Raw genomic sequence first — 23,291 nt, 5'->3', positions numbered from 1 at the left:
GACACCCCACCCCGTCCCCGCCCCCGACCAAACCGTCCACCCCCGGTCGGATCAACCTCCCCGGCAGGACCGAGCCGCTTCGCCTTCCGGTACGGTCCGGCCAAATCCAGCCCCGCCGGCACTTGAGGCCCGGGCAGGAGCCACTCTTCAGGCCCGGGCCGGCCAATCCCAACCCCGCCGGCGTATGAGGCCCGGGCAGGAGCCACTCTTCAGGCCCGGGCCGGCCAATCCCAACCCCGCCGGGGTATGAGGCGCAGGAGTACGAGCCGCTTCTCCGGCACGGTCCGGCCAAATCCAGCCCCGCCGGCACTTGAGGCCCGGGTACGGGCCACTCTTCATGCCCGGGCCGGCCAATCCCAACCCCGCCGGGGTATGAGGCGCAGGAGTACGAGCCGCTTCTCCGGCACGGTCCGGCAAATCCAGCCTCGCCGGCGTTTGAGGCGCGGGGTACGGGGCGGAGCCCCGAAAGCCCGGCGCAGCCGGGGCCGCTCCGCGCAACGGTGGCGCGGCCTCGGCCATCCCAGCCCCGCCGGCGTTTGAGGCGCAGGGGTACGGGCCGCTCTCCCGGTCCGGTTCGGCGAAATCCAGCCTCGCCGGCGTTTGAGGCGCGGCGCGGACCCCCGGAAAGCACGGCGCACCCGGGGGCGCTTCGCGCGACGGCGCCGCACTCGTACATCCCGCCCCGCCGGCAGGCAACGGGCCCGGCGCGGGGAGCAGCTCGGCCGTGACACCATCGGGTACGTGCTCGACATCGGCTACTCCCTCTCCCGGCGCTTTCCCGACCCCCCGCAGACCGACTACCGCTCGGCGGACGTCCACACGCTGCGCCACGACCTGTTCTGCGGGGACGTCTACCTCGCCGACACCCACGCGGACCGGGAAGTGTCCACAGCCTGGGGATGGGTTCCGGTACTGGACTTCGCCTGGGCGCTCTGCGACATCGTCGAGCAGCTCGACCAGGACCCTCGCGGCAGCCGTTCCGCCAACCGGCAGTACGCCGAACTCGACTTCACCGAGTCCAGCGACCGGATGCTGTTCGAGCGCCGCTTCGGCTGGGTGGACATCGAGGCCGACTGGATGCCGGCCGAGGAGGACCCGCTGACCTTCACGCACCGCCTGCTGCGCCGCGAGGCCCGGGACTTCCTGCACGACGTGATCGCGGACCTCGTCGACATGCACGACGGGCTCGGCGACAACCCGGTCATCTGGACGCTCCAGTCCCGCTTCCCCCGCGTCCCCGCGTAGCCCCGCGTAACCCGACGCGCCCCCATGTAGCCCGGCGCCCAGCGCCCCCGCACCTCCGAGCAGCCCGGCCCCGCGTCCCCGCGTCCCCGCGTAACCCGACGCGCCCCCATGTAGCCCGGCGCCCAGCGCCCCCGCGCCTCCGAGCAGCCCGGCCCCGCGCCCCCGCACGCCCCGAGCACCGGCGCTCCGCCCCCCGCACCCCCGCGTGACCCGGCGCCCCGCACCCCCGCGTGACCCGGCGCCCCCGCGCCTCCGAGCAGACCGGCCCCGCACCCCCGCGTAACCCGGCGCCCGAGCAACCCGGCGCCCCGCACCCCCGCGTAACCCGGCGCCCGAGCAACCCGGCGCCCCGCGCCCCCGCGTAACCCGGCGCCTGGCGCGCCCGAGCAACCCGGCGCCCCGCACCCCCGAGCAACCCGGCGCCCCGCACCCCCGAGCAACCCGGCGTCCCGCCCCCGCGGCGCCCGGCGCCGCCTACGGCACCACCCGCAACCCGATCTGGGCCGCCAGCGCCGGGGCGAGGTCGAACAGTTGTGACGGGCTGATCACCGCCCCCGCCAGTGCCTCCACGCCGCGCGCGATGCCCAGTTCGGTCGCCTCGCGCAGGTCCACGTCCGTCATGCGCGCCCCGCTGAAGTCCGCCCCGCGCAGCGTGCAGTCCCGGAACTCCACGCGTTCCAGCACCGCGCCGCCGAAGTCCGGCTCCACCAGTACGCAGCCCTCGAACACCACGTCCTTGAGCCGGGCGCCGCGCAGGTTCAGGTAGTCGATCTTGCCGCCCCGTACGACGACCCGTTCCAGTACCGCGCCGTGCAGTTGGACGCCGCCCAAGCGGGCCTCCACCAGTTCCACGTCCCGCAGCGAGGCTCCCGACAGGTCCGTGCCCACCCCCCGCACCCCCTCCAGTACCGAGTCCAGGAAACGGGCCTTCGTCAGCCCCGTCTCGTCCAACGCGCACCGCCGCAGCGCGCAGTCCATGAACCGCGCCCCGATCCCCTCCTGCCCGACCAGGTCAAGGTCCGCGAACTCCAGCCCGTCGTAGTCCCCGTCCGGCTCCAGTTCGCCGCCCTGCCACAGCACGAGCTCCGGCAGCCGCGTCTGCGGCCGTCGCGCCGCCTTCACCGTCCGAGCCCGCTCGTTTCGCACCATCTCCCCATCGTGACCCACGGCACTGACAAAGCCCCGAAGGCCCCCGGCAACCCCCGGCAACCCTTGACCTCAACCCCGGTCGAGGTCCGAGGCTGGCCCCATGAACGCCACCCCCGACACCATGAACGCCGTTCGCCTGCACGCCTTCGGCCCCGCCGAGAACCTGACGTACGAGCGTGTGCCCGTCCCCGTTCCCGCCGCCGGCCAGGTGCGGATCGCCGTCGCCGTCGCCGGCGTCCACCTCCTCGACACCGCGCTCCGCCAGGGCGTCCAGGGCCCCGCCCCCGCCCTGCCGGACCTTCCGACCATCCCCGGCCGGGAGGTCGCCGGCACCGTCGACGCCCTGGGTCCCGGCACCGATCCCGGCTGGCTCGGACGGGAGGTCGTCGTCCACCTCGGGTTCGCCCCCGGCGGCTACGCCGAGTACGCGGTGGCCGCCGCCGACCGGCTGCACGCCGTACCGCCGGGCCTCGACCCCGCCCGGGCCGTCGCCATGATCGGGACCGGCCGCACCACCCTGGGGATCCTCGGGTTCGCCGAGCTGGGGCCGGGTTCCGTCGCCGTCGTCACGGCCGCCGCCGGCGGCATCGGCACGCTGCTCGTGCAGTACGCGAAGAACGCGGGCGCCACCGTCGTCGCCCTCGCCGGCGGCCCCGTCAAGGCGGGCCTGGCCCACGCCAACGGCGCCGACCTCGCCCTCGACTACAACGACCCCGGCTGGGCGCAGGCCGTACGCGACCAGCACCCCGGCGGAGCGGACGTCCTCTTCGACTCCGTCGGCGGAACCGTCTCCCGCACGGCCCTCGACCTGCTCGCGCCCGGCGGCCGCCGGCTCGTCTTCGGCTGGTCGGGCGGCGAACTCACCCTCACCGACGCCGAGCGCGCCGCGCTCACGGCCCGTCGCGTCACCAGCGAGGTCGTCCTCGGCCCGGCCATGCTGCGGCGCGTAGGCGCGCCCGACCCGATCCGCGCCCTGGAGACCCGGGCCCTCGCGGAGGCCGCGGTCGGCCGGCTGCGGCCCGCGATCCAGCGCTACCCCCTGTCCCGGGCCGCCGCCGCGCACGACGCCCTCGTGTCCCGCGACACCACGGGCAAGGTCGTCCTCGTCCCCTGAGCCGCGCCGGCCGTCACCCCGCCCGGCGGCCGGCCAACAGCAGTTCGGCGGTCACCAACTGCTCCTCCGGCAAGGGTTCCCCGTCCTCCACGTCCCACAGGCAGTTCTGCAACACCCGCCCCAACGTCCAGGCCCGGGCCCGCTCCCGGTCCAGGCCCATCACCTCCGTCATCAGGTCGAAGCGCCACCACACGTCGTCCGCCGCGAAGTGGTCGCCGATCGCCGGCATCAGGTCGAAGGACGGATCGCCGGACAGGGGCTTCGGGTCGATCGCCGGCCACGGCTCCCGCCCGCCCGCGAGGACGTTGTCGTAGTGCAGGTCCCAGTGGAGCAGCCGGTCCCCCGGCTCCCCACCACCTCCGCCACCGCCGCCGCGCAGCACCCGGCGCCCCCGCTCGTCCAACCCCCCGAGCGCGCCCGGCACGTCCGTCAGCATCGCGCCCGCCACGTCGCCCAGCCCGCGCGGTCCCGCCGGCGCCGGCGCGGACGTCAACCGCGCCAAGAGCTCCGCGATCACCCGTACCGTGCATCGCCGGGCAGCCGGTCCCTCTGAGTTCCCACCGCTCCAGGAACTCCGCCGCCCGCGCCGGCAGCGCGGCGAGGAACTCCCGCCCCGCGTCCCCGTCGTACCTGATCCGGGCCTCGACCGAGCCGGCCGGAATCTCCACCATCCTCCGGACCCCACGTCCGCACACCCGTGCGGCGCGGGACCCCGGATGACCCGCCGACACCCGGGGTACGCACCCCGTCGACGCCGATGTGCCGGAGCACCGAGGGAGACCACACATGACCGTGTCCGACCGCTACCGCCAGGCCTGGGACGGCTTCTGGGAGCAGAGCACCGGCGAACCGGGCGAACCGTTCTGGGACGCGGACGCCTCGCTGACCGCCGAACGGGACATCGCCCTTCTCGCCCCCCACGCCGACCCCGCCCTCCCCCTCGCGGACCTGGGCTGCGGGAACGGCACCCAGACCCGCCACCTCGCCACCCGGTTCGCCGTCGTCGTCGGCGTCGACCTCTGCGCTGCGGCCATCGCGCACGCCCGCCGCGCCGACCCCGCGGGCACCGCCACGTACGAGCAGCTGAACCTGGCCGACGCCGCCCAGGCCCACGCCCTCCACGACCGGCTCGGCGACACCCACGTCTACATGCGGGCCGTCCTGCACCAGAGCGACCCCGAGGACCGGCCGGCGGTCGCCGCCTGCGTCGCCACCCTCGTCGGCGACCGCGGCCGCGCCCTGGTCCTGGAGCCGACCGGCGAGGCCAAGGCCGTCCTCCAGGCCCATGCCGAACAAGCCGGCGGTCCCTCCGCGAAACTGCGCCGCGTGAAGGAACACGACCTGCGCCCCGGCGAGGTCGCGGACGGCGAGGTCGCCGGACTCCTGCGCGGCGCAGGCCTGCACGTCCTCGGCGAGGGCGAGACGGCCCTGGCGATGAGCGAGAACCGCGCCGACGGCACCCCCGTCATGCTCCCCGCCCGCTGGTTCGTCGCCGGACGCCTGGCCTGACCCGCCGCGGCCGGGCCCGCGCGCGCCGTCACCCGTACGTCCCCCCGCGCACCCGCCGCATCAGCCAGAAGGCCTCGAATCCCGCCCCGCGACCCGGCACCGCGTCCCTGGACACCCCCGCGCGACGAGGTGTAGCAACTCCCCCATGACGATCAACGGCGGAATCTCCTTCTGGCACGCGACGGACACCGGCGCCCCGCGGCCACCCCGAGCCCCCCTCACCGCCGACGCCACGGCCGACGTCGTCATCGTCGGCGGCGGCTACACCGGCCTGTGGACCGCCTACCACCTCAAGACCTCCGCACCCGACCTCCGCGTCACCGTCCTGGAGCAGAAGGCCTGCGGCTACGGAGCCTCCGGCCGCAACGGCGGCTGGCTCTACAACGGCGTCGCCGGCCGCGACCGCTACGCCGCGCTGCACGGCCACGACGCCGCGCGCCGCCTCCAGCGGGCCATGAACGACACCGTGGCCGAGGTCATCCGTACCGCCGCCAAGGAGGGCATCGACGCCGACATCCACCACGGCGGCGTCCTCGAAGTCGCCCGCACCCCCGCCCAACTGACCCGCCTCAAGGCCTTCCACGCCGCCGAACTCGCCTTCGGAGAGAGCGACCGGGAGCTGTACGACGTCACCGACACCCGGGCCCGCGTCGACATCGCCGACGCCGTCGGCGCCAGTTGGTCCCCGCACGGGGCCCGCGTCCACCCCCTGAAGCTCGTCCACGGGTTGGCCGCCGCCTGCGAGCGGCTGGGCGTCGTCATCCACGAGTCCACCCCGGTCACCGACATCGCGCCCCGTCGGGCCGTCACCCCGTACGGCACCGTCCGCGCCCCCTACGTCCTGCGCTGCACGGAGGGCTTCACGGCCGCGCTCAAGGGCCAGAAGCGTTCCTGGCTCCCGATGAACTCCTCGATGATCGCGACGGCCCCGCTGTCCGCCGAGGTCTGGGACTCCCTCGCCTGGTCCGGTCGGGAGGTGGTGGGCGACATGGCCCACGCCTACATGTACGCCCAGCGCACCGCCGACGACCGCATCGCGATCGGCGGTCGCGGCGCCCCGTACCGCTTCGCCTCGCGCGCGGCCGGCGCCGAGAACACGGGCACCACCGACCCCGCCACCGTCACCGCGCTCACCACCCTCCTGACCTCCTTCTTCCCGCAGCTGGCGGGTACGGAGATCACCCACGCGTGGTCCGGGGTACTCGGCGTCCCCCGCGACTGGTGCGCCGGCGTCACCCTGGACCGCGTCACGGGCCTCGGCTGGGCCGGCGGCTACGTCGGCTCGGGCGTGGCCACCTCCCACCTCGCCGCCCGCACCCTGCGCGACCTGGTCCTGGGCGACCCCACGGAACTGACCGCCCTGCCCTGGGTCGACCACCGCGTCCGCCGCTGGGAGCCGGAACCCTTCCGCTGGCTCGGCGTCCAGGCCCTGTACGCCGCGTACCGCGAGGCGGACCGCCGCGAGAGCGCCACCCACAGCCCGAACACCGCGCCCCTGGCCCGCCTGGCGAACCGCGTCGCGGGCCGCGACTGACCCGCCCCACCCACGCCGAAGGCCCCGGATCACAGGGATCCGGGGCCTTCGCACACGAAGCCCCCTGTCGGATTCGAACCGACGACCTACGCATTACAAGTGCGTTGCTCTGGCCGGACTGAGCTAAGGAGGCGCAACCGTCATCACTTTACACAGCGGGCCATTCGCGGGGCCATCACGTTCACGGACCCACCGGACAGCCCGCCGGACAGCCCGCCGCCGGGCCCACGGCGGCCGAAGTCGCCGTCCTCCGGGTGCTGACAGAACGGCCGTGGCCGGGGTAGCGTCTGGCGGAGTCCGATTACTGGACTAGACCTTCCACTCGGATCGTCCGGCACGTTCCTGCCGGTAGAAGGGATTCATCACCATGGCTTCTGTCACTTTCGACAAGGCGACCCGGCTGTACCCCGGCGGCGACAAGCCCGCCGTGGACCAGCTCCAGCTGGAGATCGAGGACGGCGAGTTCCTCGTCCTCGTCGGCCCCTCCGGCTGCGGCAAGTCCACCTCCCTGCGCATGCTCGCGGGCCTGGAGGACGTCAACGGCGGCGCCATCCGCATCGGTGACCGCGACGTCACGCACCTGCCGCCCAAGGACCGGGACATCGCGATGGTGTTCCAGAACTACGCGCTCTACCCGCACATGTCCGTCGCCGACAACATGGGCTTCGCGCTCAAGATCGCCGGCGAGGACAAGGCGACCATCCGCCGCAAGGTGGAGGACGCGGCGAAGATGCTGGACCTCACCCAGTACCTCGACCGCAAGCCGAAGGCCCTCTCCGGTGGCCAGCGCCAGCGCGTCGCGATGGGTCGCGCGATCGTCCGCAAGCCGCAGGTCTTCCTGATGGACGAGCCGCTGTCGAACCTCGACGCCAAGCTCCGCGTGTCGACCCGTACGCAGATCGCCGCCCTCCAGCGCGACCTGGGCATCACCACCGTCTACGTCACCCACGACCAGGTCGAGGCCATGACGATGGGCGACCGCGTCGCGGTCCTCAAGGACGGCCTGCTCCAGCAGGTGGACACCCCGCGCAACATGTACGACCGTCCCGCGAACCTCTTCGTCGCCGGCTTCATCGGCTCGCCCGCCATGAACCTGGTCGAGGTCCCGATCACCGACGGCGGCGTGAAGTTCGGCGACAGCGTCGTCCCGGTGTCGCGCGAGGCGCTGTCCGCCGCCGCCGACGCGGGCGACCGCACCGTCACGGTGGGCGTGCGCCCCGAGCACTTCGACATCGGCGACACGGGTGGTCTGACCATCACCGTGAACGTGGTCGAGGAGCTCGGCGCCGACGGCTACGTCTACGGCTCGACGTCCGAGGCCGAGGGCAAGCAGGACATCGTGGTCCGCGTGAACGGCCGCCAGGTCCCGGAGAAGGGCTCGACGCTGCACGTGGTGCCGCGCGGCGCCGAGATCCACGTGTTCTCGACGTCCTCGGGCGAGCGCCTCTCCGACTGACGCCCCCACGGCGGCAGATGAGCCGCAACGAGCGGGAAACGAAGGGGCGCTCCGTCAAGGGGCGCCCCTTCGGCGCGAGTTGTACGCGCGGCGCCGGCGCGGTCCGCGCGGGCGGCGAACCGACCCGCGTCGAACCCGCACCGAACCCGCGTCGCCCCCGCCTCGACCCCGGCGGCCACTACCCCGCCAACCCCTGCGGGAACCCCGGCAGATCGGGCCATTCAGCCCTACTCGTCAACCCTGTATTCGAAAAACCACGTCGAACCATCCCCCGACCGAGTGACTGAATGTCGCCAAATCCTCACCGAACGCTACTCTCGCCCTCGTGACCCACTCTGCCCGCCGTATCGGCCGTTCCCTCGCCCTGGTCCTGCCCGTCGTCCTGGTCCTGTCCGGCACCCTCGCGGTCACCATGGTCCCCTGGGCGGACACTTCCTCGTCCCAGGTCCTGACCGCCTCCGCCGAGGGTGTGTCCGTCCCCGCGAAGCCGCGCGCCGCGCAGGACGTGCTGCGCGACAAGCTGCTCACCGAGCTGCAGGACGGCGCACAGCCCGGGGCCGTCCTGACGCACCTCCAGCAGGAGGTGGACCGGCGTCCGTCCCTCGCGGAGCACTGCGTGGGCATCGCGCGGGCGATCGGCCGCGCCGCGGTGGACGCGTACGGGCCCACGAAGGCCCAGTCGTTCGCCCGGCCGGTGTGCGACACCTCGTACGCGACCGGCGTCGCCTCCATGGGCTGACGTACGCCGCGCCGCCGTCCGCCGGAGTCGGGGTCTCCCTACTCTGACCGCCATGACCGACGTTCCCTCCGCAGCACCCCGATCCACCCATGACGCGGCCGCGTTCCCGGCCCGCCCGATCCAGGCAGTGATCCTGGCGGGAGGCCAGGGTTCGCGGCTGCGCCCGTACACGGACGACCGGCCGAAGCCGATGGTCGAGATCCCGGGTACGGGAATCCCGATCATCGGGCACCAACTCGCCTGGCTGGCCGCCGAAGGGGTCACCGACGCGGTGGTGTCCTGCGGGCACCTCGCGGAGGTGCTCCAGGACTGGCTGGCGCGGGCGCGGCTGCCGCTGCGGGTGACCACGGTGGTCGAGGAGGAGCCGTTGGGGCGCGGTGGCGGCCTCAAGTACGCCGCGCGCCGGCTCCCGTACCCGGACGAGCCCTGGTACGCGACCAACGGCGACATCTGGACCCGGTTCTCGCTGCGGGAGATGGCGGCCTTCCACGCGGAGCGCGGTGCGACCGCGACGCTCGCGCTGGCCCGGCCCCGGATCCCGTGGGGGGTGGTCGAGACGAACGAGTTCGGGCAGGTGTTGGACTTCATCGAGGCCCCGCCGTCGCCCTATCCGATCAACGCCGGCGTGTACGTCTTCGGTCCCGAATTTGCCGAACTCCTGCCCGAGTCGGGGGATCACGAGCGGACCACCTTCCCGCGGCTGGCCCGGGAGCGTCGCCTGGCGGGCTTCCCGCTGCCCCAGGGCGCCTACTGGCGGGCCATCGACACCGCCAAGGACCTCACCGAGGCCGCACGGGAGTTGGCCGCGCAGAGCGGCGCCTGAGCACCCTCCCGCCCGCACGCGGTCACCGCCCGGCCTTCCCCCCGCCGGCCCCGGCATGCGAAAGGGCCCGGCGCGCTCGCGCGCCGGGCCCTCCCCCGTTCCGTCCGGGTCAGCCGCCGATCAGGCCGCCCACCAGGCCGGGCTTCCTGGCCGGGGCTCCGCTGCCGCCACCGCTGCCGCTGCCACCCGTCGCGCTGCCGGTGCCGCCGGTCCCGGAGGACGAGGACGGCGCCTTCTGCGGGCTGGACTGGCGCGGGGCGCTGCTGCGCGGGCTGCTCTGGCTGCCGGAGCCGCGGGTCGCGGAGGGCGACTGCGCGCCGGTACCGGCGCTCTCCCGGGCCGCGGAACCGGCGCTGCCGCGGCTCGACTTGCTGGTCGGGGCGGAGGCCCCGGCCGACGGCGAGGCCTTCTTCACGGGCTGCTTCGGGGCCGACTGACGGGGCGCCGGCTGCTGCTTGGTCGGGGTCTGCGGCAGCGGGGTACCCGGCAGGTAGTTGCTGGGGGCGCGGCCCGGCCCGGGAACGGTGACCACGGCGGTGGAACGGACGGCGCCGCCCAGCAGCGAGCCGATGAGCAGGGTGAGTCCGCAGACGACGGTGGCCATGACGGCGCCGCGCCGCAGGACGCGCCGGCGCAGCCGCCAGACCTCGCTGCGCGGACCGAGGGTGCGCCAGGCCTCGCCGGCCAGGCGTCCGTCGAGGGAGTAGACCGGGGCGCCGGCGATGATCAGCGGGCTCCAGGCGGCCAGGTAGATGATGTCCGGGGCGTCGTAGGCGGGGACGGTCTTCCAGCTGACCGTCATCAGCAGGGCGGCCGACAGCAGCGCCCCGAAGCAGGCCGCGAACCGCTGCCACAGGCCGAAGACCGTGAGCACACCCACGATGACCTGGAGGAAGGCCACGCTGAGGCCGGCGCCGACCGGGTGCGCCAGCGCGAAGTCGCGCAGCGGTTCGGCCAGTGCCCACGGCTGGAGGGTGCGCAGCCAGGTCACCATGGAGCCGCGTTCGCCGCCGTCGAAGTAGACGGGGTCGCACAGCTTGCCCATGCCGGCGTAGATGGAGATGAAGCCGAGGAAGACGCGCAGCGGGAGCAGCACGACGCCCAGGTTCATCCGGCGGCCGGGGTAGTACTGGGCCTGCGCACGCGCGTCGGTCAAGATCCGCCGGGAGTCCGCCCCGGGTCCACCGCCCGCCCCGTCGCCGTCGCGCGGGTCGTACGGCAGGTCCCGTACGACGGCCGACGGGCGCGTCTCGTCCGGGTCCCCGTAGCTGCGCTGGCCGATGACGGTCGGCGTGGCGAGGGTGTCGTCGGCGAGGTCCTGCGCGAGGTCGACGCGCGGAATGGTCTGGGTGGCGCCGCCGTCGAACTCGTCGGAGCCGCGCCCCGCCTCCCGTACGGCCTGGAGGAGTCCCCCCATGGCCGCGGAGTCGCCGGGGGCGGCTTTGCCGCTCCAGACGACGGGGGCCCGGCGGCGGGTGGCCCCGGCGACGGCGGCCGCGGCGGCGACGCCGAGGACGGGTGCGCGGCCTGGGGCGTTCGCGGGCTTGGAACGCGCGCTCGGGCTCGATGCGAGCCGCACGCGGAAGCTGGCGTGGTTGACGATGACCTGTGCGGGATCGCACGGCACCTTGACCATGCTCAGCGCGGGCTGGTCGTCGAACCCTGACGTTCTGGTGTCCACACTCATCTAACCGAGTGATCAGTGTTTAGGACACTGCCTTGACAGCAGGGATGTGTCCGAGGCCCGTCAAGGTCTTCCCGGACGCGGCGCGAGGGAACCAATGTTCGGCGGCGGGACGCCATCTGGTGGGAGAATGAAGGGAGTTGTGTCAGTCGGTCATCTGGGGGGAGCCGCACATGTCCATCCGCGCATCCGAACAGGGTCAGTCTCGTGAACCGGAAGAGCCGTCCGCGGGGGCGGAGGTCCTGACGGCGGGTGACCCGAACGGCTCCCCGCGTGGTCTGCTGCCACCGGCGCGGCGGGAGCCGAACCAGTTGGTCTTCGGCGACCTCACCGACTATCCGGTGATGGCCCAGGCCCTGGACAACCAGTGGCTGCCCGCCGAACTCGCCGCCTCCCGTCAGCGCCCGGACGCGGTGTCCGGCCCCTCCCCCGAGACGGTCGCGGCCGCCGCCGGCGAACTGCGCCGCTCCCTCGTGAACAGCGGGACCCTGGTCGTGAACCGGGCGTTCATCCTCAACAACGAGGCGCTGTACTCCTCGTACCTGCCGACCGCCGATCCGCTGGAGCGCGACGCGTTCGCCAAGCTGCTCAACTCCCGCGCCCTGGTCCCCTTCCTGTTCGCCGAACGGACGGCCACCACCGACTTCGCCTGGGGCTACGACCGCCAGGTCCACACGGCGTGGGGCCGGTTGCTGGAGGAGGAGGCCGAGCCCGCGCTCGTCCGCTTCGACTGGGACGACGCGCGCAACGGGCCGACCACCGCCCGGATCGGCAACTGGTTCTCCCAGCAGCTCTCCGTCCTGAAACGACTCAAGGCGGCCGAGCTGGCGTCGAGCCTGGGCATCCCCATCGCCCAGGCCCAGGCCATGCGCGACGGGATCCTGCGGGACCTCTACATCTGGGCCGGTGACCAGGACAACGACCAGTGGATCACGCGCAATGCCGTCTACCAGCGGTTCCTTTCGCGGCCCGGCACCGATCCGTACGAGAACCTGCTGCTCGACGGGCCGCACATCGTGCCGTTCAAGCAGTTGATCGACCTGCTCTACAACCTGGGCGTCCCCACCGCGAGCGGCCTGGTGGCGCTCACCCCGCCGGACTCCCCGCCCCGATCGGCCCTCCAGGAACTGCGCCGGGAGGATCCCGGCGAGAACGACCCGGAGGCCATCGGGCTGCTGCTGCGCGCCCTGCTCGCCGACGACCTGCACCGGGCGGTCGACGGACCCGACTCGTACGCGGCGCTGGGTCTGGCGGACGTGGTGCGGCTGCGTCGGGAGGAGGAGTGGCGGGCGTACATCAACACCCTGTCGGCCTTCCTGGACGGCAGTTTCGCGGGCGGCCGGCTGCCCTCGAAGGAGGAGTTCACGGCCGGTACCCGCGAGGTGGCCCGCCGACACGCGCGGATGCTCCGGGTCACCCGGCGGCTCAGCCGCTCCGACACCGGCTTCCGCCGCGAGGTCGCCACGGTGCTCGTGCTGGAGTCCGCCGGGATCGCGATGGAGGTACTGGCCGGCGAGACCCCGTCGGTGCCGGAGGCGGCCTTGGCCCTCCTCGTCGCGACGGCGGGCCCGCTGACGATCCGGCTCCAGTTCCGCGACCGGGGCGGTGCGCGCGGGCTGGGACGAGGACTGAGCCACAGCATGACGTTTCCGGCCCTGAGGCTGGGCAGTCTCCAGAGGGACTGGACGACGATCCTGCGGGTCCTGGGCGCCGAGGTCACCCCCACGGACCGTCACCCGGGCGGCCCCGGCCGGCTCGCGGACCGCCAGACGGACTGACCGAACGGGCCGAACGGGCCGAGACGATACGACGGGGGACGCCATGACCGGCATCGAGGAGTACGAGGCCCTGCGCGCGGCGCGGCCCGAGCTGTTCCGCAACCAACCGGGCGGGATCGAGATCCTGAGCGACCCGGCGGCCGTCGCGGCGGCGGGCGGGGTCCTCTACCGGGACCGGTACGTGACGCTGCTGCGCGATCCGGTGCGCTTCCCCGGAGGCCACGAGGGCACGTACATCCGGTCGATCGGGACGACGTCCGAGCCGGGGTGCGTGGTGTTGCCGCTGCTGGGCGACGAGGTGGTGCTGATCGAGCACTTCCGGCACGCCACCCGGTCCTGGCACTGGGAACTGCCCCGCGGCTTCGGCACCAGCGGTCTGGACGATCCCGCGAACGCGGCCAAGGAACTGCGCGAGGAGATCGGGGCGGGGGTGGGGGAGTTGATCCCGCTGGGCGTGCTGCACCCCGACACGGGGATGCTCGGCGACCGGGTGCACCTCTACGCGGCACGGATCGGCGGGATGGGCGAGCTGGCGCACGGGGAAGGCATCCGCAGTGCGCTGACGGTGCCGTTCGCCGAGGCGGAGGCGATGGTCGCGGACGGCCGGATCACCGACGCCTTCACGATGGCGGCCCTGCTGCGCGCCCGCCTGGCGGGCCTGGGGAACTGACCCGGCGCCGGTGACCCGTACCCCGGTCCACCGGAAGCCGCCCCTGGGGGCGGGCCTCCAACGGTCCGGGGTGCGGGCCGGAGTACGGACCCGGGCACGGGCCGAACCGGGCGGTCAGGCGCGGTTTCAGAGGCGTGGGGCCTCGGCGCGGCGGCGGGCCGCCTCGTAGAGGACGACGCCCGCCGCGACACCGGCGTTGAGGGACTCGGCGCCGCCGGGCATCGGGATCCGGACGAGGTAGTCGCAGTTCTCGCCGACCAGACGGCCCAGGCCCTTGCCCTCGGAACCGACGACGATGACGACGGGACCGGCGAGGGCCTCCAGGTCGTTCACCGTGTGGGTGCCCTCGGCGGCGAGGCCCACGATGGTGATGCCGGCCTTCTTGTAGTCCTGGAGGGCGCGCGTCAGGTTGGTGACGCGGGAGACCGGGGTGCGCGCGGCGGTGCCGGCCGAGGACTTCCAGGCACCGGCGGACATGCCGGCGGCGCGACGCTCGGGGATGACCACGCCGTGCCCGCCGAAGGCGGAGACGGAGCGGACGATCGCACCGAGGTTGCGCGGGTCGGTGACGCCGTCGAGGGCGACGATCAGCGGGTCCTCGCCGTTGTCGTACGCGGCGGCGGTGAGGTCCTCCGGGTGCGCGTACTCGTACGGCGGGACCTGGAGAACCATGCCCTGGTGGTTGAGCCCGTTCGTCAGGCGGTCGAGCTCGGGGCGCGGGGCTTCCATCAGGTTGATGTTGCCGCGCTCGGCCGCGAGCTGGAGGGCCTCGCGGACGCGCTCGTCGTTGTCGATGAACTGCTGGACGTACAGGGTGGTGGCCGGAACGCCGTCGCGCAGGGCCTCGAAGACCGGGTTGCGGCCGACGACCATCTCGCTGGTGCCCTTGGGACCGCCGCGGCGCGGGGCGGGGCGGCGCTTGGCGGCCTGCCGGGCCATCGCGTTGCTGATGCGGTTCGCCTTGTGCTTCTTGCGGTCCTCGGCCTTGGGCGTGGGGCCCTTGCCCTCCAGGCCCCTGCGCCGCTGGCCACCGCTGCCGACCGTCGCGCCCTTCTTGTTGGACGTGCGGCGGTTCCTGCGCTGGCTGTTCCCGGCCATGACTTCTACCTGTTTTCGTTGGTGCTGCGGTGTGTACGTATGAAGAGTGTGCCGCCCGGGGGGCCGGGCGGCACAGTCGGACTGCTCCGGTGGGCTCAGCGGGGGCCGAGCGTCCAACGGGGTCCCGTGGGGCTGTCCTCGATGACCAGGCCGGATTGCTGGAGCTGGTCGCGGATGGCGTCGGCGGTCGCCCAGTCCTTGCGGCCGCGGGCGGACTCGCGCTGTTCCAGGACGAGGCGTACGAGCGTGTCCACGGCGCCGTGCAGGTCCTCGCCCCGGTCGGTCTCGCCGGCCCAGTGCGGGTCGAGCGGGTCCAGGCCGAGGATGCCCAGCATGGCCCGCACCTCGGACAGGCGCGCGATCGCCGCGTCCTTGTCGTCGGCGGCCAGGGCGCTGTTGCCCTGTCGGACGGCCGTGTGGACGATGGCGAGCGCCTGCGGGACGCCGAGGTCGTCGTCCATGACCTCGGCGAAGGCGAGCGGAACCTCCGCGGCGGGCTCCACGGGTCCGCCGGCCTTCTCGATGACGCGCTGGTAGAAGCCCTCGATGCGCGCGAAGGCCGACTCCGCCTCGCGCAGCGACTCCTCGCTGTACTCGATCATCGAGCGGTAGTGGGGGGTGCCGAGGTAGTAGCGCAGGACGATCGGGCGCCACTGCTTGACCATCTCGGAGACGAGGACCGAGTTCCCGAGGGACTTGGACATCTTCTCGCCGGACATGGTGACCCAGGCGTTGTGCACCCAGTACTTCGCGAACTCGTCGCCGAAGGCCTTGGCCTGGGCGATCTCGTTCTCGTGGTGCGGGAAGATCAGGTCGAGGCCGCCGCCGTGGATGTCGAAGGCGCTGCCGAGGTACTTGTGCGCCATCGCGGAGCATTCGAGGTGCCAGCCGGGACGACCGCGGCCCCAGGGGGTCTCCCAGTCGGGCTCGCCGGGCTTGGTGGCCTTCCACATCGCGAAGTCGCGCGGGTCGCGCTTGCCCGTGATGCCGTCCTCGGAGGGCTGGCGCAGGTCGTCGATGTTCTGGTTGGAGAGTTCCAGGTAGCCGGGGAAGGAACGTACGTCGAAGTAGACGCTGCCGTCCGCCTCGTAGGCGTGGCCGCGCTCGATGAGCGTGCGCATCATCTCGATCATCTCCGGCACGTGGCCGGTGGCGCGGGGCTCGTACGTGGGCGGGAGGCAGCCCAGCGCGTCGTAGCCGTCGTTGAAGGCGCGCTCGTTCTCGTAGCCGATGGACCACCAGGGGCGGCCCTGCGTCTCGGCCTTCGCGATGATCTTGTCGTCGATGTCGGTGACGTTGCGGATGAAGGTGACGTCGAGGCCGCGGTAGGCGAACCAGCGGCGCATGATGTCGAAGTTCAGGTACGAACGGACGTGCCCGATGTGCGGGGCGGCCTGCACCGTGGCGCCGCAGAGGTAGATCGAGACACAGCCCGGCGTGAGGGGGGTGAAGTCACGGATCTGCCGGGCGCTGGTGTCGTACAGGCGAATAGTCACGGCATCCAGGGTAGTGCGCGCGTAGCAGTGCCCCGCGACCCTTTGGGGACGCGGGGTGACGTTTGTGGCGCGAGACCCGCCGGTGACCCTCTCACTCGGGTGATTTCCCGGTGTTCGTCCGGTAGACGAGGGCCGTGGCGATCGCGGCGAGGCCTTCGGCCCGACCGGTCAGACCCAGGCCGTCGGTCGTGGTCCCGGACACGGCGACGGGGGCGCCCGCGGCTGCCGCGAGCGCCTTCTGTGCCTCTTCGCGCCGCTTGCCGACCTTCGGGCGCACGCCGATCACCTGGATCGCGATGTTCCCGATCTCGAAGCCCTCGGACCGCACGATGCGGGCGGCCTCGGCCAGCAGGGTGACCCCCGCGGCGCCGGACCACTCGGGGCGGGAGGTGCCGAAGTGCGCGCCGAGGTCGCCGACTCCGGCGGCCGAGAAGAGGGCGTCGCAGGCCGCGTGGGCGGCGACGTCGCCGTCGGAGTGGCCGGCGAGGCCGTCCTCCCCTTCCCACAGCAGGCCGGCGCACCACAGTTCGCGGCCGGTCTCGAAGGCGTGCACGTCGGTGCCGATGCCGACCTGCGGGATCACGGGACTAGTAGGCATCGGTGGCCCTCCTGCGGGCGAGTACGGCCTCGGCGAGGACCAGGTCGAGCGGACGGGTGACCTTGAAGGCCTCTTCGTGTCCGGGCACCACCACGACGGTGACCCCGAGTTGTTCCACCATGCCGGCGTCGTCGGTCGCGCCCTCGCCGCTCACGGCGACCCGCTCGTGGGCCCGTACGAGAGTGGCCAGGTCGAAGCCCTGCGGCGTCTGCACGGCGCGCAGTCGGGCCCGCTCGGGCGTGGCGACCACCGGCTCGGGCTCGCCGGGCTTCCCCGGCTCGACCTCCTTGACGGTGTCGGCCAACGGCAGCGCCGGCACCACGGCGGGGGCGCCCTGACGGACGGCCTCCACGACGGAGTCGACGGTGTCCACGGGGACCAGCGGCCGGGCCGCGTCGTGGATCAGCACGGCGGTGACGTCGGCCGGCAGCGCGTCGAGCCCGGCGCGCACTGACTCCTGGCGGGTCTCGCCGCCGGGCACCACGAGGATCTCGGTCCGCTCGGGCAACGCGTGCTCGTCGAGCAGGCGGCGCACCTCGGGGGCGCCGTCGGACGGGGCGACGACCACGACGAGGGAGACCGCGCGGGAGCGGGCCATCGCGCGGACGGCGTGGATCAGCATCGGGATCCCGCCGAGGGTCCGCAGGGCCTTGGGGGCGCCGGGACCGAGGCGCAGCCCGCGCCCGGCCGCCGGGATCACGGCGGCTGTGCGGGGGGTACGCGTTGCGTCAGACATCAGTAGCTCCGAGCCAGGTTTGTGACTTCGGCCGACATGGGTATGGCCTGGGGGGTGCCGGGTGCGACGCCCTCGCCCCTTCCGTGACGACCGGTCGAGCCGGCTGCCCGGACCCGGCACGCCAGTGAGGCCCGCACCTCGGTGAGGCTTGCACCACAGGGTGAAAACCAGCAGGGTGAACACGAGCGGTCAACACGAGCAGGGTGTACACGAGCGGGGTGTGGAAGAGCACCGCGGAGCGCGTTCCGCGAAACGGACGGCACGTCGCTCGGGTACGGCGTGAGGTACAGACGTGTGGGGTACAGACATGCCGCAGCGCCCGGCGACAAGTTTCCTTGTCATCGGGCACCACGGCACGACTGTGTACGAGACCGGTCGTGTACGACCGGTGTTCGCGTCAGGAGGTGTTCGCGTCAGGACGCGAGGACCTCGTCGAGGAGGGCCTCGGCCTTGTCCTCGTTGGTGTTCTCGGCGAGTGCGAGTTCACTCACCAGGATCTGGCGCGCCTTGGCGAGCATGCGCTTCTCACCCGCGGAAAGCCCGCGCTCACGCTCACGACGCCACAGGTCGCGCACGACTTCGGCGACCTTGATGACATCGCCAGAAGCGAGCTTCTCCAGATTTGCCTTGTAGCGCCGGGACCAGTTCGTCGGCTCTTCGGCATACGGTGCGCGAAGCACCTCGAAGACCCGGTCCAGCCCGTCCTGGCCGACTACGTCGCGAACGCCGACGAACTCCGCATTGTCCGCAGGCACACGAACCGTCAGGTCGCCCTGGGCGACCTTGAGCACCAAGTAGGTCTTGTCCACGCCTTTGATCTGACGAGTCTCAATGGCCTCGATCAGCGCGGCCCCGTGATGGGGATAGACCACGGTGTCGCCAACCTTGAACGTCATGTGACAGGTACCCCTTCCGTGGCTATCCAGGGTAACACGAGAACGGACTGTTATGAATGGCGTTTTCGCAGGTCAGGGCACATCTCGGGGCTTGACAACAGCGACACGAACGTGCTGCGAAGGGCTTCCGGGAAGGGGTATTCGCAGGTCGGAGGCGCTGTGCGGACCAGGAGAAACGGCCACGTTACACCTGACAGGTACCCCGCCCAGTGTGACGTACATCCCGTTTTGACCGTTTCCGCAACCGAAAACCCGACTACTCCGTTCGACTGGCGGGCGGGCGTACGGAGCGGTTCCGGCCCAATCCCGAATTGATCATCGAGGAGTGTTCGAAGGAATCCCGGAATTGATCACTGAACGGCCCGCGCACGATATGGGGAAAGCGAGATCACGGACGGATCCCCCGAAGATCGCGGGGTGATCGCGGAACCGGGGCAGGGCGGCCGGGGCGCTGCGGAGGGTCGGGTGCGGGGGCGGGGCGGCGGCTCGGTAACCTAAGCGCGCTGACACACCCTTAGGACGGCTTCACCTCAGCCGCCCCAGGGGGAACCTCCCAGCGCACTGGCTGGGGGCGTCCACCCTCCGTCCGAACGTCCAAGGAGTTGCCGCCGCCGTGAGCCGCAGCCTTCGACGCGGCGCCCTCGCCGCTACCGCCGTCGTGTTCTCGATCGCTGCGCTCGCCGCATGCGGAGCGGGCAACAACGCCCAGACCCTCGAGATCAAGCCGGACAACGCCGCCATCACCAAGGGCGACATCAAGATCCAGAACGCCCTGGTGATCACCCAGAGCGAGCAGGACAAGAAGGGCCCGGCGGCCGTCTCCGCGACGGTCTTCAACACCGGCACCCAGGCGCAGACCCTTGACGGCATCACCCTCGCGGGTGGCAAGAGCAAGGTCGTCCTGAAGAACGCCGAGGGCGCGGGCAAGATCACCGTGCCTGCCGGCGGCTCCGTGGTCCTGGGCGGTACGGGCAACGCCTCCGCCGTGGTCGTGGGCGGCCGCGAGGCCGTCGAGGACGGCAACGTCCAGCAGGTCACCTTCCAGCTCAGCAGCACCGGCGACGTGGCGCTGGACGCCTTCGTGGTTCCGGCCTCGGGCATGTACGCGGGCTACGGCCCGACCGTGGCCCCGGCCGCCGCGCCGAGTCCGTCGGGCTCCCCGTCCGGTTCCGCCTCCGGGGCCCCCTCCGGCTCGCCCTCGGGCACCCCGTCCGGTGGCCCCTCGGGATCCGCCGCAGGCGCCCCGTCGGGCTCCGCCTCGGGCAAGCCCTCGGGTTCCCCGTCGCCGAGCACCGCGCGCTGAGCCTCGGCCGGCACGACGTACGTACGGGAAGGGCCCCCGACCGCTTAGGCGGTCGGGGGCCCTTCCCGTGGTGCGATCCGACCCGGTTCGGGTCGGCGGCGCCGGCCTACGGCTCGAACTTGTAGCCCAGGCCGCGCACGGTGACCAGGTAGCGCGGGGCGCCCGGGTCCGGCTCGATCTTGGCGCGCAGGCGCTTGACGTGGACGTCCAGGGTCTTGGTGTCACCGACGTAGTCGGCGCCCCAGACCCGGTCGATGAGCTGCATGCGGGTCAGTACGCGGCCCGCGTTGCGCAGCAGCATCTCCAGCAGGTCGAACTCCTTGAGCGGGAGGTCCACCTTGCCGCCGGAGACGGTGACCACGTGCCGGTCGACGTCCATCCGTACCGGACCGGCCTCCAGGGCCGCCGGGGTGACCTCTTCCGGCTCGCCGCGGCGCCGCAGCACCGCGCGGATGCGGGCGACCAGCTCCCGCGAGGAGAAGGGCTTGGTGACGTAGTCGTCGGCTCCTATCTCCAACCCGACGACCTTGTCGATCTCACTGTCCTTGGCCGTCACCATGATCACGGGGACGTTGGAACGGCCGCGCAGTTGCCGGCAGACCTCGGTGCCGGGCAGGCCGGGCAGCATCAGGTCGAGGAGGACGAGGTCGGCGCCGTTGCGCTCGAACTCGTCGAGCCCGTCGGGCCCGGTCGCGGCGATCGCGACCTCGAAGCCCTCCTTGCGGAGCATGTAGGACAGGGCGTCGCTGAAGGATTCCTCATCCTCGACGACGAGCACTCGGGTCACGGAAGGACCTCCGGGGCAGGGATGGCTGTTTCTGATTCAAGCGGGGGTCGGGCGGGTGCGGGGGCCGTCGCAGGGACCTGCGCGGCCGCTTCGGGCAGGCGCAGGGTGAACGTGGAGCCCTGGCCCTCGGAGCTCCACACCGACACCTCCCCGCCGTGCGATGCCGCCACGTGCTTCACGATCGCGAGGCCCAGTCCGGTTCCTCCCGTGGCGCGGGAGCGGGCCGGGTCCACGCGGTAGAAGCGCTCGAAGACGCGCTCGCGGTCCTTCTCCGGGATGCCGATGCCCTGGTCGGTCACGGCTATCTCGATCAAGTCTCCTCCCGGCGCGGTGACCCGGCGCGCGGCGATGCCGACGCGGGTCCGGGCCGGGCTGTAGTTGACGGCGTTCTCCACCAGGTTCCCGAGGGCGGCCGCCAGCTGACCCCGATGTCCCCACACCCGCAGTTCGGCGGTGCCGCCGGCGGCCATGGTGATCTGCTTGGAGGTGGCCGTGTGCCGACAGCGGTCGATGGCCTCGGCCACGAGGGTGTCCACCCGGACGGGCTCGGCGTCCTCCAGCGCCTCGTCGTTCTGCACCCGGGACAGGTCGATGAGCTCCTGTACGAGGTTGATCAGGCGGGTGGACTCGATCTGCATGCGGCCCGCGAAGCGGCTGACCGCCTCGGGGTCGTCGCAGGCGTCCATGACCGCCTCGGAGAGCAGGGAGATCGCTCCGACGGGGGTCTTCAGTTCGTGCGACACGTTCGCGACGAAGTCGCGGCGCACCGCCTCGATGCGGCGGGCCTCGGTGAGGTCCTCGACGAGCAGCAGCACCAGGCGGGAGCCCAGCGGTGCCACTCGGGCGGAGACCGCGAGGGCCTCGCCGCGGCCGGTGCCGCGGCGCGGCAGGTCCAGCTCGATCTGTCGTATCTCGCCGTCCCGGCGGGTGTCGCGCGCCATGTGGAGCATGGGTTCCACGGCGAGCTTGCCGCCGCGGACCAGCCCCAGGGCGTACGCCGCCGAGCTGGCCTTGACCACCGCGTCGCCCTCGTCGAGGACGACGGCGGAGGAGCGCAGCACGGAAAGCACCGTGTCCACGCCGGGCGGGAGCACCGCGTTGATGTCGGGGCGCATGGAGCTCCGGGTGGGGCGGGCCTGGTCGCGCTCGCTCCAGCGGAACGCCAGCATCGCGATCACACCGGTGCAAAGACCGGCGATCGCTGCAGCTGCGGCGACCGCCGCGTTCACGTCCATGCACCCAGGTTAAGCAGGTACAACGACACTTCCACAGCCGTTCGGGTGGCAGCTCGAACACTCGTCGCCCAGAGTTCACCCTGGCGACGGGGTTGATTCACTTGCGGTGCCGGAGTCGGACGCGTTCGAGGCCCACCGTGGCAACGTGAGGCAAGAAGCCACGCAGCGATAGGGCAGTAGTAGTAGGAGTCCGCACCGCGACATCAGCGGGCGAGCAGTCGAGAGAGGGACCACCATGCGCGACGCGTACCACGAGGAACTGGACTCGATCGGAGAAAGCCTGGTCGAGATGGCCCGGCTCGTCGGTTCCGCGATCGGGCGGGCCACGACCTCCATGCTCGACGCCGACCTGAAGCTGGCCGAGAGCGTCATCGCCGGGGACCAGAAGGTCGACGACCTCCAGCACGACCTGGAGGCGCGGGCCATCGCCCTGCTGGCCCGGCAGCAGCCGGTCGCCACCGACCTGCGCATCGTCGTCACCTCGCTGCGGATGAGCGCCGACCTGGAGCGCTCCGGCGACCTGGCCCAGCACGTGGCGAAGCTGGCACGGCTGCGCTTCCCGGACACGGCGGTGCCGCGCGACCTGCACGCGACGATCCTGGAGATGGGTCAGCTGGCGCAGCGGCTGATGGCGAAGGCCGCCGAGGTCATCATCACGAAGGACGTCGACCTGGCCCTCCAACTGGAGCAGGACGACGACGAGATGGACCAGCTGCACCGCACGCTGTTCCAGCACCTGATGGACGACCGCTGGAAGCACGGCATCGAGACGGCGGTCGACGTGACGCTGCTGGGCCGGTACTACGAGCGGTTCGCGGACCACGCGGTGTCGGTCGCGAAGCGCGTGGTGTACCTGGTGACGGGCGAGCACGCGGACGAGTTGCAGCAGCCCACGCAGGTGGAGGGCGTGTGACGCGTCTGCGTGCGTGACGCGTCTGCGTGGGTGATCCGGGGGCGGGCGCCGTCGCGGGTCGGGGGCGGGCCGGGGCCGGCGGGGTCGGGGGCGGGCGTCGGGCGGATCGGGGCGAGCCCCAATGCGCCGTTGACGCGCCGGTGCGGCTGGGCATGAATGAGGCGAAGGCACGAAGGCACCACGCCGTACGACGACGACCTGTGCGCACGCCGCCTGCGAGGAGGATCCATGTCCGATTCCCCCGTCCCCATCACCCCGGAACACGAGCAGCCGCAGCCCCGGGAACCGCTCCGCCTTCCGTTGCTCGCGGCCTGCGGGTGCGGTTCGGGCTGCGGCTGCGGCTGCCAGTCCGGCGCACCCTGCCAGTGCGGCGGCTGACCCAGCGCCCACCCGCCCGGACGCACGTACGCGAAGGGCCTCGCCCGATCCCATCGGCCGGGGCCCTTCGCGTGCTCGAACTCCCTTGCCAGGGATCGGCTCCCTTGCCGGGGACTGGGACGGGGCCTCGCTGATCCCGCGAGCGCGAAA

At 72.5% G+C, this 23,291-nt stretch carries 21 protein-coding genes, 1 tRNA gene and 1 pseudogene; 12 read left to right on the top strand and 11 right to left on the bottom strand.

Annotation, left to right across the window (positions count from 1 at the left end; genetic code table 11):
- Window positions 1-741 precede the first annotated feature (741 nt).
- A complete protein-coding gene (locus ACIRO3_RS33195) occupies window positions 742-1,245 on the top strand; it encodes a hypothetical protein (protein ID WP_053678538.1) in 504 nt (167 codons plus the stop codon).
- Between the two features lie 474 nt (window positions 1,246-1,719).
- On the opposite strand, the gene ACIRO3_RS33190 is transcribed toward ACIRO3_RS33195, so the two are convergent.
- The gene (locus tag ACIRO3_RS33190) at window positions 1,720-2,394 is read right to left on the bottom strand and encodes a pentapeptide repeat-containing protein (RefSeq protein WP_404143040.1); all 675 of its coding nucleotides are present in this window, start codon (window positions 2,392-2,394) and stop codon (window positions 1,720-1,722) included.
- Window positions 2,395-2,515: 121 nt separating this feature from the next.
- Here ACIRO3_RS33190 and ACIRO3_RS33185 point away from each other — a divergent pair, with 121 nt between their 5' ends.
- Window positions 2,516-3,508 (top strand): zinc-binding dehydrogenase, encoded by a 993-nt coding sequence (locus ACIRO3_RS33185; RefSeq protein WP_404143045.1) that lies wholly within the window; start codon window positions 2,516-2,518, stop codon window positions 3,506-3,508.
- Window positions 3,509-3,521: 13 nt separating this feature from the next.
- Here the strand turns inward: ACIRO3_RS33185 and ACIRO3_RS33180 are convergent.
- Window positions 3,522-4,025 (bottom strand): annotated as a pseudogene (locus ACIRO3_RS33180) (aminoglycoside phosphotransferase family protein); the annotation flags it as partial.
- Between the two features lie 269 nt (window positions 4,026-4,294).
- Between ACIRO3_RS33180 and ACIRO3_RS33175 the strand changes: the two are divergent.
- Window positions 4,295-5,017: a methyltransferase domain-containing protein gene (locus tag ACIRO3_RS33175; RefSeq protein ID WP_404143037.1), complete on the top strand. Its 723-nt coding sequence runs from the start codon at window positions 4,295-4,297 to the stop codon at window positions 5,015-5,017.
- Between the two features lie 145 nt (window positions 5,018-5,162).
- A complete protein-coding gene (locus ACIRO3_RS33170) occupies window positions 5,163-6,551 on the top strand; it encodes an NAD(P)/FAD-dependent oxidoreductase (RefSeq protein ID WP_404143034.1) in 1,389 nt (462 codons plus the stop codon).
- Window positions 6,552-6,609: 58 nt separating this feature from the next.
- Here ACIRO3_RS33170 and ACIRO3_RS33165 read toward each other — a convergent pair.
- Window positions 6,610-6,684, bottom strand: a tRNA-Thr gene (locus tag ACIRO3_RS33165).
- A 234-nt stretch (window positions 6,685-6,918) separates the two neighbouring features.
- Here ACIRO3_RS33165 and ACIRO3_RS33160 point away from each other — a divergent pair.
- The 3 genes from ACIRO3_RS33160 (at window position 6,919) to ACIRO3_RS33150 (ending at window position 9,569) form a co-directional block, all read left to right on the top strand.
- The gene (locus ACIRO3_RS33160; protein WP_404143031.1) at window positions 6,919-8,007 is read left to right on the top strand and encodes an ABC transporter ATP-binding protein; all 1,089 of its coding nucleotides are present in this window, start codon (window positions 6,919-6,921) and stop codon (window positions 8,005-8,007) included.
- Window positions 8,008-8,332: 325 nt separating this feature from the next.
- Window positions 8,333-8,746 carry a hypothetical protein gene (locus ACIRO3_RS33155; RefSeq protein WP_361784365.1) on the top strand — a complete coding sequence of 138 codons (414 nt, stop codon included), beginning with the start codon at window positions 8,333-8,335 and terminating at the stop codon, window positions 8,744-8,746.
- Window positions 8,747-8,798: 52 nt separating this feature from the next.
- A complete protein-coding gene (locus tag ACIRO3_RS33150; protein ID WP_404143028.1) occupies window positions 8,799-9,569 on the top strand; it encodes an NDP-sugar synthase in 771 nt (256 codons plus the stop codon).
- Between the two features lie 109 nt (window positions 9,570-9,678).
- Here ACIRO3_RS33150 and ACIRO3_RS33145 read toward each other — a convergent pair whose 3' ends face one another.
- Window positions 9,679-11,256 (bottom strand): DoxX family membrane protein, encoded by a 1,578-nt coding sequence (locus ACIRO3_RS33145; protein ID WP_404143025.1) that lies wholly within the window; start codon window positions 11,254-11,256, stop codon window positions 9,679-9,681.
- A gap of 170 nt (window positions 11,257-11,426) precedes the next feature.
- Here ACIRO3_RS33145 and ACIRO3_RS33140 point away from each other — a divergent pair, with 170 nt between their 5' ends.
- Together ACIRO3_RS33140 and ACIRO3_RS33135 are read left to right on the top strand one after the other, a co-directional pair.
- Window positions 11,427-13,031: a hypothetical protein gene (locus ACIRO3_RS33140; RefSeq protein WP_404143023.1), complete on the top strand. Its 1,605-nt coding sequence runs from the start codon at window positions 11,427-11,429 to the stop codon at window positions 13,029-13,031.
- Between the two features lie 43 nt (window positions 13,032-13,074).
- Complete coding sequence (locus ACIRO3_RS33135) at window positions 13,075-13,701, top strand: NUDIX hydrolase (RefSeq protein ID WP_361784353.1); 627 nt, start codon at window positions 13,075-13,077, stop codon at window positions 13,699-13,701.
- 126 nt (window positions 13,702-13,827) lie between these two features.
- On the opposite strand, the gene rlmB is transcribed toward ACIRO3_RS33135, so the two are convergent.
- The 5 genes from rlmB to ACIRO3_RS33110 all read right to left on the bottom strand — a co-directional run bounded on the left by rlmB (window position 13,828) and on the right by ACIRO3_RS33110 (window position 18,525).
- Window positions 13,828-14,799, bottom strand: coding sequence for a 23S rRNA (guanosine(2251)-2'-O)-methyltransferase RlmB (rlmB, locus tag ACIRO3_RS33130; RefSeq protein ID WP_361784350.1), 972 nt, complete (start codon window positions 14,797-14,799; stop codon window positions 13,828-13,830).
- Between the two features lie 95 nt (window positions 14,800-14,894).
- The gene (gene cysS / locus ACIRO3_RS33125) at window positions 14,895-16,295 is read right to left on the bottom strand and encodes a cysteine--tRNA ligase (protein WP_329443522.1); all 1,401 of its coding nucleotides are present in this window, start codon (window positions 16,293-16,295) and stop codon (window positions 14,895-14,897) included.
- 91 nt (window positions 16,296-16,386) lie between these two features.
- Entirely contained in the window at window positions 16,387-16,893 is a 507-nt protein-coding gene (gene ispF / locus ACIRO3_RS33120; protein WP_361784344.1) for a 2-C-methyl-D-erythritol 2,4-cyclodiphosphate synthase, read from the bottom strand.
- The gene (gene ispD / locus ACIRO3_RS33115) at window positions 16,883-17,629 is read right to left on the bottom strand and encodes a 2-C-methyl-D-erythritol 4-phosphate cytidylyltransferase (protein WP_404143018.1); all 747 of its coding nucleotides are present in this window, start codon (window positions 17,627-17,629) and stop codon (window positions 16,883-16,885) included. The genes ispF and ispD overlap by 11 nt, the downstream gene beginning before the upstream one ends.
- A 413-nt stretch (window positions 17,630-18,042) precedes the next feature.
- Entirely contained in the window at window positions 18,043-18,525 is a 483-nt protein-coding gene (locus tag ACIRO3_RS33110) for a CarD family transcriptional regulator (protein WP_003953493.1), read from the bottom strand.
- 613 nt (window positions 18,526-19,138) lie between these two features.
- Between ACIRO3_RS33110 and ACIRO3_RS33105 the strand changes: the two genes are divergently transcribed.
- Window positions 19,139-19,828, top strand: a complete 690-nt coding sequence (locus ACIRO3_RS33105; RefSeq protein ID WP_365998397.1) for a DUF461 domain-containing protein — start codon at window positions 19,139-19,141, stop codon at window positions 19,826-19,828.
- A 106-nt stretch (window positions 19,829-19,934) separates the two neighbouring features.
- Here the strand turns inward: ACIRO3_RS33105 and ACIRO3_RS33100 are convergent, their stop codons facing one another.
- Entirely contained in the window at window positions 19,935-20,615 is a 681-nt protein-coding gene (locus ACIRO3_RS33100; RefSeq protein ID WP_030009598.1) for a response regulator transcription factor, read from the bottom strand.
- The gene (locus ACIRO3_RS33095; protein WP_361784334.1) at window positions 20,612-21,850 is read right to left on the bottom strand and encodes an ATP-binding protein; all 1,239 of its coding nucleotides are present in this window, start codon (window positions 21,848-21,850) and stop codon (window positions 20,612-20,614) included. Before ACIRO3_RS33095 ends, ACIRO3_RS33100 begins: the two co-directional genes overlap by 4 nt.
- A 235-nt stretch (window positions 21,851-22,085) precedes the next feature.
- On the opposite strand from ACIRO3_RS33095, the gene phoU reads away from it, so the two are divergent.
- Together phoU and ACIRO3_RS33085 are read left to right on the top strand one after the other, a co-directional pair.
- Window positions 22,086-22,763 (top strand): phosphate signaling complex protein PhoU, encoded by a 678-nt coding sequence (gene phoU, locus ACIRO3_RS33090; RefSeq protein WP_267801273.1) that lies wholly within the window; start codon window positions 22,086-22,088, stop codon window positions 22,761-22,763.
- Between the two features lie 228 nt (window positions 22,764-22,991).
- On the top strand, window positions 22,992-23,141 hold the full coding sequence (locus ACIRO3_RS33085; RefSeq protein ID WP_199826583.1) for a hypothetical protein: 150 nt from the start codon (window positions 22,992-22,994) through the stop codon (window positions 23,139-23,141).
- Window positions 23,142-23,291 lie beyond the last annotated feature (150 nt).

Source organism: Streptomyces sp. NPDC102278 (genome assembly GCF_044766345.1).
In the GTDB taxonomy this organism is placed as follows: domain Bacteria; phylum Actinomycetota; class Actinomycetes; order Streptomycetales; family Streptomycetaceae; genus Streptomyces.
Note: the sequence above shows the minus strand (reverse complement) of the source record. Positions and strands in the feature narration are given on the sequence as shown.